Annotated in this window: 11 protein-coding genes; all 11 read left to right on the plus strand. The window is 73.8% G+C overall.

Annotated elements, in window-relative coordinates:
* Positions 1-8 precede the first annotated feature (8 nt).
* Positions 9-1835 carry a methylmalonyl-CoA mutase family protein gene (locus tag ACYU8I_RS07450; protein ID WP_460839069.1) on the plus strand — a complete coding sequence of 609 codons (1827 nt, stop codon included), beginning with the start codon at positions 9-11 and terminating at the stop codon, positions 1833-1835.
* Positions 1832-3994 (plus strand): methylmalonyl-CoA mutase, encoded by a 2163-nt coding sequence (gene scpA / locus ACYU8I_RS07455; protein ID WP_460839071.1) that lies wholly within the window; start codon positions 1832-1834, stop codon positions 3992-3994. The genes ACYU8I_RS07450 and scpA overlap by 4 nt, the downstream gene beginning before the upstream one ends.
* Positions 3995-4001: 7 nt before the next feature.
* The gene (gene meaB / locus ACYU8I_RS07460; protein ID WP_460839073.1) at positions 4002-5042 is read left to right on the plus strand and encodes a methylmalonyl Co-A mutase-associated GTPase MeaB; all 1041 of its coding nucleotides are present in this window, start codon (positions 4002-4004) and stop codon (positions 5040-5042) included.
* 10 nt (positions 5043-5052) lie between these two features.
* Positions 5053-5646 (plus strand): hypothetical protein, encoded by a 594-nt coding sequence (locus tag ACYU8I_RS07465; protein WP_460839075.1) that lies wholly within the window; start codon positions 5053-5055, stop codon positions 5644-5646.
* Between the two features lie 69 nt (positions 5647-5715).
* Entirely contained in the window at positions 5716-6927 is a 1212-nt protein-coding gene (locus ACYU8I_RS07470) for an amidohydrolase (RefSeq protein WP_460839077.1), read from the plus strand.
* 125 nt (positions 6928-7052) lie between these two features.
* Positions 7053-8171 carry a BMP family lipoprotein gene (locus ACYU8I_RS07475; RefSeq protein WP_460839078.1) on the plus strand — a complete coding sequence of 373 codons (1119 nt, stop codon included), beginning with the start codon at positions 7053-7055 and terminating at the stop codon, positions 8169-8171.
* A gap of 112 nt (positions 8172-8283) precedes the next feature.
* On the plus strand, positions 8284-9858 hold the full coding sequence (locus tag ACYU8I_RS07480) for an ABC transporter ATP-binding protein (protein ID WP_460839080.1): 1575 nt from the start codon (positions 8284-8286) through the stop codon (positions 9856-9858).
* Positions 9855-10970 (plus strand): ABC transporter permease, encoded by a 1116-nt coding sequence (locus ACYU8I_RS07485; RefSeq protein WP_460839084.1) that lies wholly within the window; start codon positions 9855-9857, stop codon positions 10968-10970. Before ACYU8I_RS07480 ends, ACYU8I_RS07485 begins: the two co-directional genes overlap by 4 nt.
* Positions 10967-12238, plus strand: coding sequence for an ABC transporter permease (locus tag ACYU8I_RS07490; protein ID WP_460839086.1), 1272 nt, complete (start codon positions 10967-10969; stop codon positions 12236-12238). The genes ACYU8I_RS07485 and ACYU8I_RS07490 overlap by 4 nt, the downstream gene beginning before the upstream one ends.
* The gene (locus ACYU8I_RS07495) at positions 12235-12639 is read left to right on the plus strand and encodes a cytidine deaminase (RefSeq protein ID WP_460839088.1); all 405 of its coding nucleotides are present in this window, start codon (positions 12235-12237) and stop codon (positions 12637-12639) included. Before ACYU8I_RS07490 ends, ACYU8I_RS07495 begins: the two co-directional genes overlap by 4 nt.
* Entirely contained in the window at positions 12611-13774 is a 1164-nt protein-coding gene (locus ACYU8I_RS07500) for a cytochrome P450 (protein WP_460839090.1), read from the plus strand. Before ACYU8I_RS07495 ends, ACYU8I_RS07500 begins: the two co-directional genes overlap by 29 nt.
* Positions 13775-14162: the final 388 nt, after the last annotated feature.

Raw genomic sequence — 14162 nt, forward strand, 5'->3', positions numbered from 1 at the left:
TCTGCGGCATGAGCGGTGACGGGCGTCTCGTCCTGGCCGAGGGCCTCGAGCCCTCGTGGCAGCACGACCAGGCGGAGTGGGAGGCGGCCGCGGCCGCGGTGCTCCGCAAGGCCGGCCGGCTGGGGGCCGACGACCCCGACGACGCCGTGTGGCAGAAGCTGGCGCGCCGCACCCTCGACGGACTGACCGTGCACCCGCTCGGCACCCGGGAGCTCGTCGCCGACCTGCCCGACCCGGTGCGCCCACCCGCCCGCGACGCCGGCTGGGACGTCCGCACCTGGGTGCCCGACGCCGACCCGTCGGCTGCCCGCGCCGCCGCGCTGGCCGACCTCGAGAACGGCGCCCACTCGCTCTTGCTCCGGGTCGGCCGCGGCGGCCTCGTGCCGACCGACCTCGCCGCCGCGCTCGAGGGCGTCCTGCTCGACGTCGCCCCGGTCGTCCTCGACGCGCCCCACGACGGGCTCGAGGCCGCGCGGGCCTTCGCCGACGTCGCGCGCGGCACGACGCTGGCGGCCGGCACCAACCTCGGTCTCGACCCGTTCGCGGCCGCGGCGCGCGCGTTGGTCTCGACAGGCTCGACCAGCGGCGACGGCTCGACCAGCGACGCCGCCGAGGCCGTCGTCGAGGCGCACCGGCTCGCCGCCGCGCTGGGCTGCCGCGCCCTGGTCGTCGACGGCACCGCGCTGCACGACGCTGGCGCCTCCGACGTGCAGGAGGTCGGCTACGCGCTGGCCGTCGCCGCGCACCACCTGCGGGTGCTCGAGGCGGCCGGGGTGGGCGTCGACGAGGCGGCCGGCACCATCGAGCTGCGGCTCGCCGTGACCGACGAGCAGTTCCCGACCATCGCCAAGCTGCGCGCCGCCCGCCGGCTCTGGGCGCGGGTGCTGGAGCTCAGCGGCGCCTCGCCCGACCACCGCCAGGTGGTGCTGCACGCGGTGACCTCGCGACCCATGACCACCCGTCACGACCCCTGGGTCAACATGCTGCGCACCTGCGTCGCAGCGTTCGCCGCCGGCGTCGGGGGAGCCGACGCCGTCACGGTGCTGCCCTTCGACCACCGGCTCGGCCTGCCCGACGCGTTCGGCCGCCGCATCGCGCGCAACACCAGCACGCTGCTCGTCGAGGAGAGCCACGTGGCCCGCGTCGCCGACCCCGCGGGCGGGGCCTTCGCCGTCGAGCGGCTCACCGACGACCTCGCCCACGCCGCGTGGGAGGAGCTGGGCCGGATCGACGGTGCGGGTGGACGTGGCGGCGTGGCCGCGGCCCTCGCCGACGGCTCCCTGGCCGAGCGCGTGGGAGCGGTGGTCGCCGAGCGCGACCGCCAGGTCGCGACCCGACGCCGTGCGGTCACGGGCACCTCGGAGTTCCCTCACCTCGAGGAGACGCTGCCCGAGCGCGCCCCCTACCCCGAGGGCGCCGACGAGGTCCGGCCGTGGGGCGAGGCGTTCGAGCGGCTGCGGGCCGAGCCGTCGCCTGCCCCGGTCTTCCTCGCCACGATGGGCAGCCTCGCCGCCCACACGGCGAGGGCGACGTACGCCGGCAACCTGCTGGCCGCGGGCGGGGTCGCCGTCACCGCGGGCGGGCCGCACGACGACGTCGAGGCGGTGCTCGCCGACCACGACGGCGAGGCCGTGGCCTGCCTGGCCGGGCGCGACGAGGACTACGCCGCGTGGGGGCCCGAGCTGGTCGCCGCGCTCCGCGAGGCCGGGGTGCGCCACGTCGTGGTGGCGGGCCGGCCCGAGGTCGGCGGCCGCGAGCTCGGCGTCGACGACCATGCGGCGGTCGGCACCGATGCCGTCGCCTTCCTGACGCGGCTCAAGGAGGAGCTCCGATGAGCGTTCCCGACAGCTTCGCCGGGCTCGACCTCGCGGGCGAGGTCCGCGCCGACGAGCCGGTCGAGCGCGACGCGTGGCCCTCGCCCGAGGGCATCGACGTGCTGCCGGTCTACGGCCCCGAGCACCTCTCGGGCCTCGACGGACTCGACACCTACCCCGGGCTCGCGCCGTACCTGCGCGGTCCCTACCCCACGATGTACACCACCCAGCCGTGGACGGTCCGCCAGTACGCCGGCTTCTCGACGGCCGAGGAGTCCAACGCCTTCTACCGCCGCAACCTGCGCGCGGGCCAGAAGGGACTGTCGGTCGCCTTCGACCTCGCCACCCACCGTGGCTACGACTCCGACCACCCACGGGTCAAGGGCGACGTCGGCATGGCCGGCGTCGCGATCGACTCCATCTACGACGCGCGCCAGCTCTTCGACGGCATCCCGCTCGACCAGATGTCGGTGTCGATGACCATGAACGGCGCGGTGCTGCCGGTGATGGCGCTCTACGTCGTCGCCGCGGAGGAGCAGGGGGTGAAGCCCTCGCAGCTCACCGGGACCATCCAGAACGACATCCTCAAGGAGTTCATGGTCCGCAACACCTACATCTACCCACCGAAGCCGAGCATGCGGGTGATCAGCGACATCTTCGCCTACACCAGCCAGCACATGCCGCGGTTCAACTCCATCTCGATCTCGGGCTACCACATCCAGGAGGCCGGGGCGACGGCCGACCTCGAGCTCGCCTACACCCTCGCCGACGGCGTCGAGTACCTCAGGGCGGGCCGTGCGGCCGGCCTCGACGTCGACGTCTTCGCGCCACGGCTGAGCTTCTTCTGGGCCATCGGCATGAACTTCTTCATGGAGGTCGCCAAGATGCGCGCCGCCCGCGCGTTGTGGGCGCGGCTGGTGCGCGACTTCGACCCCCAGAACCCCAAGTCGCTGTCGTTGCGCACCCACTCGCAGACCAGCGGCTGGTCGCTGACCGCGCAGGACGTCTTCAACAACGTCCAGCGCACCTGCATCGAGGCGATGGCCGCCACTCAGGGCCACACCCAGTCGCTGCACACCAACGCCCTCGACGAGGCGATCGCGCTCCCGACCGACTTCTCGGCCCGCATCGCCCGCAACACCCAGCTGCTGCTGCAGCAGGAGTCGGGCACCACGCAGACCATCGACCCGTGGGCCGGCAGCTGGTACGTCGAGCGGCTCACCCACGACCTCGCCGAGCGGGCCTGGACCCACATCGTCGAGGCCGAGGAGGCCGGAGGCATGGCCGCGGCCATCGAGCAGGGCCTGCCCAAGATGCGCATCGAGGAGGCCGCCGCCCGCACCCAGGCGCGGCTCGACTCCGGCGTGCAGACGCTGGTCGGCGTCAACACCTACCGGCTGCCCGACGAGGACCCGCTGGACGTGCTGCGCGTCGACAACGCCAGCGTCTACCGCCAGCAGGTCGCCAAGCTCGAGCGGCTGCGCGAGGAGCGCGACGCCGACGAGGTGCAGCAGCGCCTCGACGCCCTGACCCGCGCCGCCGAGGGGGAGCCGGGCCGGGCCGACAACCTGCTGGGGCTCTCCGTCGACGCCGCCCGCGCCAAGGCCACCGTCGGCGAGATCTCCGAGGCGCTCGAGAAGGTCTGGGGCCGCCACCGCGCCACGATCCGTACGATCTCGGGGGTGTACAAGCGCGAGTCGGGCTCCAGCGACGCGCTCGCGAAGGTCGTCGCCGCGACCGAGCAGTTCGCCGAGGACGAGGGCCGTCGCCCGCGGATCCTCGTGGCCAAGATGGGTCAGGACGGCCACGACCGCGGCCAGAAGGTGATCGTCTCGGCCTTCGCCGACATGGGCTTCGACGTCGACGTCGGGCCGCTGTTCGCCACGCCCGAGGAGGTCGCGCAGCAGGCGGTCGACGCCGACGTGCACATGGTCGGGGTCAACTCCCTCGCGGCCGGCCACCTCACGCTCGTGCCCGAGCTCCAGCAGGCCCTGGCCGACCAGGGGGCGCCCGAGGTGATGATCGTCGTCGGCGGCGTGATCCCGCCCGACGACGTGCCGACCCTGCTGGAGATGGGCGCCGCCGCGGTGTTCCCGCCCGGCACCGTCATCGCCGACGCCGCGCTCGACCTGCTCGGCAAGCTCGCCGCTCAGCTCGGTCACCCCGTGCACGAGGGCTGACGGCGGCTTGGTCTCGACAGGCTCGTCCAACGGGATCGACGTCGGCGCGCTCGTCGAGGGGGTGCGGGCCGGCACGCGGGCGGCCGTGTCGCGGTCGATCACCCTGGTCGAGTCGTCGCGACCCGACCACCGCGCCGCCGCGCGCGAGCTGGTGGCCGAGCTCGCCGACGCCTCGGTGACCTCGGTGCGCGTCGGCGTCTCCGGCGTCCCCGGAGTCGGCAAGTCGACGCTCATCGAGACGCTCGGCGGCCACCTGACGGGCCGGGGGCACCGCGTCGGGGTGCTCGCCGTCGACCCGTCGTCGGTCCGCACGGGTGGCTCGGTGCTCGGCGACAAGACCCGCATGGGCACGCTGGCGGCCGACCCTGCGGCGTACATCCGGCCCTCGCCGACCGCCGGGACCCTCGGCGGCGTCGCCCGGGCCACCGCGCAGGCGATGGTCGTGCTCGAGGCGGCAGGCTACGACGTGGTGGTCGTCGAGACCGTCGGCGTCGGGCAGTCCGAGGTCACGGTGGCCGGCATGGTCGACACCTTCTGCTTCCTCACCCTGGCCCGCACCGGTGACCAGCTGCAGGGCATCAAGAAGGGCATCCTCGAGATCGCCGACGTGATCGCGGTCAACAAGGCCGACGGCGACCGCGAGGCCGAGGCTCGCGCCGCGGCACGCGAGCTGGCCGGGGCGCTGCGGCTGGTGGGTTCCGGCCAGGGCTGGGTGCCGCCCGTCACCACCTGCTCGGGCCTGCACGGCCCCGGCGTGCCCGAGCTGTGGGAGAAGGTGCTCGCCCACCGCGACTCGATGGGGGAGCAGGGCCTGGCCGACAAGCGCGCCCAGCAGCAGCTGGAGTTCACCTGGGCGCTCGTGCGCGACGAGCTCGACCAGCGGCTGGCCCGCTCGCCCGGCGTGCGCGCGGTCCGGCAGGAGCTGCGCGAGGAGCTGCTGTCGGGCGCCACCACCGCTCCGCTCGCCGCCGACCGCATCCTGGCGGCGTACGACGGGGAGCACGACGGGCAGCACGACGGGCAGCACTTCGGGGGCGACCGGCGCTAGGGTCCGGCCCGTGCAGACCTCGCGCTTCCTGCTGGTCGTCGGCACCCTGGTCGCCGCGGTGCTGGTGGCCGGCCTCTTCCTGGTCTACGCGGTCGGGGAGTCGGTGCTCGGGTGGACGCCGGGGCGCGACCCCGAGCCGCCGGAGCGGCAGCGCGCGGTGCTCGCCACCGTGGTCGCGGGCCAGCGGGCGGCGGAGGACGCCAACGACGTGCAGCTGGTGCAGGCCGACCTCGACCGCGACGCCGCGCTGTGCCGGGGGCTGGAGTCCGACCGGCTCCGCGCCGCCGACCTGTCCGTCGACGACTGGTGGGGCACCGTCGAGGACATCCGGACCGGCGGCGGCGACGACGAGGCGGAGCTGCGTGTCGTGCTCGACCACGACGTCGAGCTGGTCGTCGACGGCGACGTGCCCGGGCAGGGGGTGCGGCCCGGCTCGTCGCTCTACGAGGACGTCGCCGAGCTCGCCGACGGCGAGGACGTGCTGGTCAGCGGGCGGTTCGTCGCCGATCCGGAGGGCTGCCTGGAGGAGCGCAGCCTGCGGCTGCGCAACAGCCTGCTGACCCCCGACTTCGCCTTCGTGCTGACCGGGATCGCGCCGCGCTGAGGTCGGCGCCGGTCTCGCGCTGCCGGGACCGACCGTCACGACGACGCCGCTGCCGATACCGTGGACCGAGTGAGCAGCCACGCCCGAGACCCCCGCGCCACGCTGCTCGGCCCTGTCCTCGACGACGCGCTCGCGGAGGTCGCGGCTCGTGAGGAGCTGCTCCTCGACGTGCGCCGCGACCTGCACGCCCACCCCGAGCTGTCGTGGTCGGAGCAGCGCACCGCGGCGCAGGTCGCCAAGCACCTCGAGCACGCCGGGGTCGACACCCGGCCCATGCCCCGCGGCGGCCTGCTGGCGGAGGTCGGCTCGGGACAGGGCCCGCTGGTGGCGCTGCGCGCCGACCTCGACGCGCTCCCGGTCGACGACCGCTCCGGCGACCCGTGGGCGAGCACGGTGCCCGGGGTCGCCCACGCCTGCGGCCACGACGTGCACACCACCGGGCTGCTCGGCGCCGGACTCGCCCTCCAGGCCGTCGCCGACCGGCTGCCCGGCCGGGTGCGGCTGGTCTTCCAGCCGGCCGAGGAGGTCATGCCCGGCGGGGCCCTGATGGCCATCGACGCGGGCGCCCTCGACGGTGTCGGCCACATCTTCGGCCTGCACGTCGACCCCACCCTCGACGTCGGCACCGTCGGGCTCCGCGAGGGCCCGCTCACCGGCGCCGCCGACCACCTCGACGTCGTCCTGACCGGCAAGGGTGGCCACACCAGCCGTCCCCACCTCACCGAGGACCTCACCTTCGCGCTCGGCAAGCTGCTCACCGAGCTCCCGGCCGTGCTCAGCCGGCGGCTCGACCCCCGCGCCGGGGTGAGCGTGGTCTGGGGGATGGTCCGCGCGGGCGCGGCCGTCAACGTCATCCCCGCCAGCGGGCAGGCGGGCGGCACCGTCCGCATGCTCGACGCCGTCGCCTGGGCCGAGGCCGAGCAGCTGGTCACCGACACCATCGAGCAGATCGTGGAGCCCTACGGCGTGGAGCCCCACGTGCGCTACGTGCGCGGGGTCCCGCCGGTCGTCAACGAGCACCGCTCGACGGTCCTGCTCTCCCGCGCGGTCGAGGCGGTGCTGGGGGAGCAGGGACTGGTCTCGACCACGCAGAGCCTCGGCGGGGAGGACTTCGCCTGGTACGTCGACAGCGTCCCGGGCGCCATGGCCCGGCTCGGCACCCGCACCCCGGGAGGGCCGACGTACGACCTGCACCAGGGTGACCTGCGGGTCGACGAGCGCGCCGTGCCCATCGCCTCGCAGGTCCTGGTGGCCGCGGCGCTCGGTGCGATGGCCCCGTGATGGTCACCGACCGATAACACTTCACCGCGGGGCCCCTCGCGCGGTAGGTCGAGCCACCGCGCCGATCTAGGGTGCGTGTCGACACGTGCCCCGGGCGGGGCACACCCGAGACACGAGGAGGCGTCTTGCGCCGGTTCAGCAAGATCGCTGCGGTGGCACTGGTGGGCTCGCTCGCCCTGGTGGGCTGCGGCAGCAACAGTGGCGGTGGCGGCAACGGCGGCAGCAACGGCGGCGGCGACGCCTCCGGCGAGGTCGACATCTGCAAGAGCGAGACCGGTGGCGACGGGCCGAAGATCGGCCTGGCCTACGACGTCGGCGGCCGGGGCGACCAGTCGTTCAACGACTCGGCGTACGCCGGTCTCGAGCGCGCCGTCGACGAGCTCGACGCCACCTGCGTCGAGGCCAACGCCCAGACCGACGACAACGACCAGACCCGCGCCGAGCGCCTGCGCACCCTCGCCGAGGGCGGCTACAACCCGGTCATCGCGGTCGGCTACCTCTACTCCCCGGCGGCGGCGGAGGTCGCCCCTGACTACCCCGACGTCGACTTCGCGGTGATCGACGGCTTCAGCACCACGATCGCCACCGACGCCGACAACCTCGCCGACCTCACCTTCGCCGAGAACGAGGGCTCCTACCTCGTCGGCGTCGCGGCGGCGCTGAAGTCGGAGAACGACCACGTCGGCTTCGTCGGCGGTGTCGACGGTGCGCTGATCCAGAAGTTCGAGGCGGGCTTCGTCGCCGGCGTCGAGTCGGTCAAGCCCGACGCGCAGATCGACGTCCAGTACCTCACCCAGGACCAGAACGACGCGGCCACCGGCTACGAGAACCCGTCCGGCGGCCGTGCCGCCGCCGAGGCGATGTACCAGGACGGCGCCGACGTGGTCTACCACGCGGCCGGCAAGTCGGGCCTCGGCGTCTTCCAGGCCGCGGCCGCGGCGGGCGAGGGCAACTGGGCCATCGGCGTCGACTCCGACCAGTACCTCACCGCGCCCGAGGACCAGCAGCCGCGCATCCTCACCTCGATGCTCAAGCGCATCGACACCGCGGTCTTCGAGGCCGCCAACGCGGTCGCCGAGGACTCCTGGCAGTCGGGCTTCGTGACCTACGACCTGCAGGCCGAGGGTGTCGGCTACTCCACCTCGGGTGGGTTCGTCGACGACGTCCAGGACGAGATCGACGCGGCCGGTGAGCAGATCATCAGCGGCGAGATCGAGGTCCCGGCGGAGCCGAAGGACAACTGAGGTCACCTGACCCAGCCGTGACCCAGGTGCCCGGACGACCTCCCGTCGTCCGGGCACCTGGCACGTCGCCCACCTGAGCCACCCACCCCCACTGCCCCCTGGAGGACCGCGCGTGTCCACCGCCCAACCCGCCGCCCCGCCGCCCGCGAGCCCCCGAGGGACCCCCGCGATCGAGCTGCGCGGCATCGGCAAGCGCTTCCCGGGCGTCATCGCCAACCACGACGTCGACATCACCATCGCCGCGGGCACCATCCACGCCCTCGTCGGCGAGAACGGTGCCGGCAAGTCGACGCTGATGAAGATCCTCTACGGGGTGCAGAAGCCCGACGACGGCACCATCGCCGTCGAGGGCGAGCAGGTCTCCTTCGCCACCCCCGCCGACGCGATCGCGCGGGGTATCGGCATGGTCTTCCAGCACTTCATGCTGGCCGACAACCTCACCGTCGCCGAGAACGTCACCCTCGGGGCCGAGAAGCTCCACGGCATCGGCGAGCCCGCCAAGCGGCGGATCCGCGAGATCTCGCAGCAGTACGGCTTCGACCTCGACCCCGACGAGCTCGTCGAGACCCTCGGCGTGGGCGAGCGGCAGCGCGTCGAGATCCTCAAGGTGCTCTACCGCGGTGCCCGCATCATCATCCTCGACGAGCCCACCGCCGTGCTGGTGCCGCAGGAGGTCGACGCGCTCTTCGACAACCTGCGCCTGCTCAAGGAGCAGGGCAACACCCTGATCTTCATCTCCCACAAGCTCGACGAGGTGCGCGCCGTCGCCGACCACATCACCGTCGTGCGACGCGGCACCACCGTCGCCTCGGTCGAGCCCGGCCAGGTCACCTCCCGCCAGCTCGCCGAGCTCATGGTCGGCAGCCAGCTGCCCTCGCCGAGCACCGAGGAGTCGACCGTCACCGACCGGGTGCTGCTCGCGGTGCGCGACCTCGAGGTCCTCGACGCCGCCGGCCGGCCCGAGCTGGCCGACGTCTCGTTCGAGATCCACGCCGGCGAGGTGCTCGGCATCGCGGGGGTCGAGGGCAACGGCCAGACCGAGCTGGTCGAGGCGCTGGTCGGCATGCGCCGGCCCGCGCGCGGCTCCGTCGAGCTCGCCGGGCAGGACGTCTCGTCGTGGTCGACACGCGAGCGCCGCGCCGCCGGCATCGGCTACGTGCCCGAGGACCGTCACCGCCACGGCCTGCTGCTCGACTCCCCGCTGTGGGAGAACCGCATCCTCGGCCACCAGACCCGCAAGCCGTCGGTCAAGGGCCCCTGGCTCGACCTGCGGGGCGCGCGCCGCGACTCCGGCCGCATCGTCGAGCAGTACGACGTGCGCACCCCCGGCATCGACACCACCGCGAGGGCGCTCTCGGGCGGCAACCAGCAGAAGTTCATCGTCGGCCGCGAGATGAGCGGCGACCCCCGGCTGCTCGTCGCCTCGCACCCGACACGCGGCGTCGACGTCGGCGCGCAGGCGCAGATCTGGCAGCACATCAAGGACGCCCGCCGCGAGGGCCTGGCGGTGCTGCTGGTCTCCGCCGACCTCGACGAGCTGATCGGCCTCTCCGACACCATCCGCGTGATCCTGCGCGGCCGCCTCGTCGGCGACTTCGACCCCCGCACGGTCACACCGCAGGAGCTCGGCTCGGCCATGACCGGCGCCGACGACGCGACCCCGACCACCGAAGGAGGGCGCGCATGAGCGCCGTACGTCGGGTGCTGCTGCCGCTGGCCGCCCCCGTGCTCGCCCTGGTCATCGCAGGCGTCGTCGTCTCGGCGCTGCTGATCGGCACCGGCGACGACGTCGTCGGCTTCTGGTCGGTCATGACGCAGCTGCCGGGCAACCGCAACATCGTCGCGATCCTCAACCAGGCGGCGATCCTCTACCTCTCCGGCGTGGCCGCGGCCATCGGCTTCCGGATGAACCTGTTCAACATCGGTGTCGAGGGCCAGTACCGGCTCGGGGGCTTCGCCGCGGGCGCGTTCGCGGGCCAGGCCTGGCTGCCGGGCTACCTCAACACCATCGTCGCGATCCTGCTGGCGATGCTGGTCGGTGCGCTCTGGGCCGCGATCGCGGGCCTGCTGCGGGCCTTCCGCGGGGTCAGCGAGGTGATCTCGACGATCATGCTCAACGCCATCGCGGGCTCGCTCATCGGCTACCTCATCAAGCAGTGGGGCGAGCGCACCGGCAACGCGACCAACAGCAGGACGATGCCCGAGGGCAGCCGGGTGGGCACCATCCCGCTCTTCCCCGACAGCACGACCGAGCTCTACGGCCTGACGCTGCTGGCGGTCGTGGTCGGCGTCGCGTTCTGGCTGGTGCTCAACCGCACCCGGTTCGGCTTCGACCTCCGGGCGTCCGGGGCGTCCGAGTCGGCTGCGGTCGCCAGCGGGGTCGACACCCGCAAGATGATCGTCACCGCGATGCTCGTCTCGGGCGCGGTCGCCGGACTGGTCGGGCTGCCGGTGATGTTCTCGCAGTCCTACAACTACGGCTCGTCGTTCCAGGTGGGCCTGGGCTTCGCCGGCATCGCGGTGGCGCTGCTCGGCCGCAACCACCCGGTCGGCATCGCGCTGGGCGCCCTGGTCTTCGCCTACCTGTCGCAGCAGGCCAACCTGCTCAACATCCAGGCCGGCATCAGCCCCGACATCATCCAGGCGACCCAGGGCATCATCGTGCTCGCCGTCGTCATCGCCTACGTCGTCGTGCGCCGCTACCAGGTGCGGCAGGAGCAGGCCGCGGTCGCCCGCGAGCTCCGCGCCGCCGCGAGCCACGCCCCCGCCGCCCCCGCGAGCACCGGAGGTGCCCGATGAGCCTCGACGCCCCCGGCACCCCCAGCACGGCCGCGCCGGCCGCGGAGGGCGCGACACCCGCGGGAGGCCGGGTCGGCCGACTCGTGCTGCTCGGCCTGCTCTTCGTGGTGCTGCTCGCGGCGGTGCGCGTCGTCACCGGCGCCGGGCCGCTCACGTCGTACGGCACCCTCGCCCTCACGCTGACGGCCGCCATGCCGATAGCGATGGCCGGTCTGGGTGGCCTGTGGTCGGAGCGCGCCGGCGTGGTCAACATCGGCCTCGAGGGCATGCTGATCGTCGGCACGCTCGGTGCGGGCTACATCGGCTACAGCTTCGGCTGGGTCGCCGGGGTGCTGGGCGCGATCGTCTTCGGCATCGTCGGCGGCGCGCTGCACGCGCTCGCCACCGTCGTGTTCGGCGTCGACCACATCGTCTCCGGCGTCGCCATCAACATCATCGCGGCCGGCGTCGCGGGCTTCCTGGCGGAGGTGTGGTTCTCGGCGCTGCCGGGCGGCGGGCCGACCCAGTCACCGCCGCTGCCGCAGATCCCGCGCATCGACCTGCCGTTCCTGCACGAGCCCCTGCAGGACCTCGCCGGTACCGGCTGGTTCGTGCTGGCCGACGTCGCCTCCCTGCTGCAGGTCTTCACCCGCGACCTCTCGCTGCTGCACGTGGTCGGGCTCCTGCTCTTCCCGCTCAGCGCCTACCTGCTGTGGCGCACCCGCTTCGGCCTGCGGCTGCGGTCCTGCGGGGAGGCGCCGGCCGCGGCCGAGTCGCTGGGCGTCGACGTCTACCGCTACAAGTTCGCCGCCGTGCTCATCTCCGGGGCGTTCGCCGGTCTCGGCGGCGCGATGCTCGCGATGGTCTCGTCGTCGGGGTTCCAGGTCGGCCAGACCAACGGCCTCGGCTACATCGGCCTCGCCGCGATGATCTTCGGCAACTGGCGCCCGACGGGGCTGTTCCTGGGGGCGCTGCTGTTCGGCTACACCCAGGCGCTGCCGTTCCGCGATGGCCCCGAGACGGTGCACGCGCTGCTGCTCCTGCTGGGTGTGCTGCTGGTGCTGCTGGCCGTCTACCAGATCACCCGCAGGCAGGGACGCCAGGCGATCACGCTCGGCATCTTCGCCGCGGCCTTCCTGGCGTGGTTCGCCGGCACGGACGTGGTGCCGGCCGACTTCACCCGCATGTCGCCCTACGTCACCACGCTCCTCGTGCTCGCCTTCGCCTCCCAGCGGCTGCGCATGCCCGCCGCCGACGGGCTGCCCTACCGCAAGGGCTCGGTCGGATGAGCCCGGACGACGGCAGCGGCTTCGACTGGGAGCAGCTCAAGGCCCGCGCCGTCGAGGCCGCCACCCACGCCTACGCGCCGTACTCCCACTTCCCGGTGGGCGCCGCGGCCGTGGTCGACGACGGCCGCGTCGTCACCGGCTGCAACGTCGAGAACGCGTCGTACGGCGTGGGGCTGTGCGCCGAGTGCGCCCTGGTCGGCCAGCTGCACCTCGGCGGCGGGGGTCGGCTCACGCACTTCGTGTGCGTCAACGGCGCCAGCGAGATCCTGATGCCCTGCGGTCGGTGCCGCCAGCTGCTCTTCGAGGCCGGCGGTCGCGACCTGCTGCTGTGGACCGTCAGCGGCGTCAAGGCGATGAGCGAGGTGCTGCCGGATGCCTTCGGGCCCGACGACCTCACCTGAGCTCGACCTGGGCTCGCCCGACCTCGTCGTCGACCCCTACCCGGTGCTCGCCGCCGAGCGCGCGCACCACGAGGTCGCCTGGCACGAGCCCAGCGGCAGCTGGCTGACCTTCTCGCACGCGGCCGCCGGCGCGGTGCTGCGCGACCGGCGGCTGGGCCGGCTGTGGCGCGACCGCGAGCCCGCGGCGTACCTCGAACCCTTCAACCTGCTCCACCGCCACCAGATGATGGAGCAGGAGCCGCCCGACCACACCCGGCTGCGGCGCGCGGTCGCCGGCGCGTTCAACCGCGGCCACGTCGAGCGGCTGCGGCCGCGCGTGCGCACGATCGCCGCCGAGCTGCTGGAGCAGGCGGGGGAGCGCTTCGACGTGCTGGCGGCGTACGCCGAGCCGCTGCCGGTGCTCGTCATCGCCGAGCTCGTGGGCCTCGAGGCGGCCTCCGTGCCCGACCTGCGGCGGTGGAGCCAGGCGATCGTCCGGATGTACGAGCCCGCGCCCTCCGACGCCGTGGTTGCCGAGGCGGTCGCCGCGTCCGACGACTTCGCCGCCCTGGTGCGCGGGCACCTCGAGCGCCGGCGTGCCACCCCGGGCGACGACCTCACCACCGACCTCGTCGCGGCCGGCCTCACGGACCTCGAGCTCGTCGCCACCGTCGTGCTGCTGCTCAACGCCGGCCACGAGGCGTCGGTCAACGTCTTCGGCAACGGTCTCGCCGGGCTGCTGCGCTCCGGCACCCCGCTCGGGGCCGTGGCCGACCACGCCGTGCTGGTCGAGGAGATGCTGCGCTTCGACTCCGCCCTGCAGCTGTTCGAGCGCACCGCCAAGGAGCCCGTCGAGGTGGCCGGCGTCCGGCTGGAGGCGGGGGAGAAGATCGCCGCCCTGCTCAGCGCCGCCAACCGCGACCCCGCCGTCTTCGCCTCGCCGGACGTGTTCGACGCCGGGCGGGCCGCCAACCCGCACCTCGCCTTCGGCGCCGGCACCCACTTCTGCCTCGGCGCCCCGCTGGCCCGGATGGAGCTCGTCGAGTCGCTCGGCGTCCTCGCCGCCGCCCGTCCCGACCTCGCCCTCGACGGCGAACCCACCTCCCGCGGCACCTTCGTCCTCCGCGGCTTCTCCACCCTCCCCGTCACCGGCTGACCCCTGCCGACGTCGGCTGGCCGATCCTGAGACCCGATGAGGTGAGGGCCTGGCCTCGGGTGCGGGGGTCTCGTGGCCCTCGCCCACCCGGCCCGACCTCTGCTCCCTGAGGAGGTTGCGCAGCAACCGTCTCGAAGGGCCCGCGCGGTTGCTGGGTGCGGGTTTTCGCGGCCCTCGCCCGGGCCCGCGCACCTCGACCACCACTGCCGACCGCGTTGGTCGAGGTGCGAGGAGCGCCAGCGACGAGCCGCGAGACCCAGCAAGGCGCCCAGCACCCTGGGCCGCCGCCCGTCCGGATGCTGTCGGGGCTCGGGGCACCTCGACCACCCGGCCCGACCACTGCTCCCTGAGGAGGTTGCGCTGCAACCGTCTCGAAGGGCGCGGTTAC

Source organism: Nocardioides marmoraquaticus, assembly GCF_054777915.1.

Excerpts from the sequence above, each read along its gene's own strand:
- ACYU8I_RS07490 (WP_460839086.1), top strand. The coding sequence starts at position 10,967 with ATGAGCCTCGACGCCCCCGGCACCCCCAGCACGGCCGCGCCGGCCGCG.
- ACYU8I_RS07500 (WP_460839090.1), top strand. The coding sequence starts at position 12,611 with ATGCCTTCGGGCCCGACGACCTCACCTGAGCTCGACCTGGGCTCGCCC.
- ACYU8I_RS07495 (WP_460839088.1), top strand. The coding sequence starts at position 12,235 with ATGAGCCCGGACGACGGCAGCGGCTTCGACTGGGAGCAGCTCAAGGCC.
- scpA (WP_460839071.1), top strand. The coding sequence starts at position 1,832 with ATGAGCGTTCCCGACAGCTTCGCCGGGCTCGACCTCGCGGGCGAGGTC.
- ACYU8I_RS07485 (WP_460839084.1), top strand. The coding sequence starts at position 9,855 with ATGAGCGCCGTACGTCGGGTGCTGCTGCCGCTGGCCGCCCCCGTGCTC.
- ACYU8I_RS07450 (WP_460839069.1), top strand. The coding sequence starts at position 9 with ATGAGCGGTGACGGGCGTCTCGTCCTGGCCGAGGGCCTCGAGCCCTCG.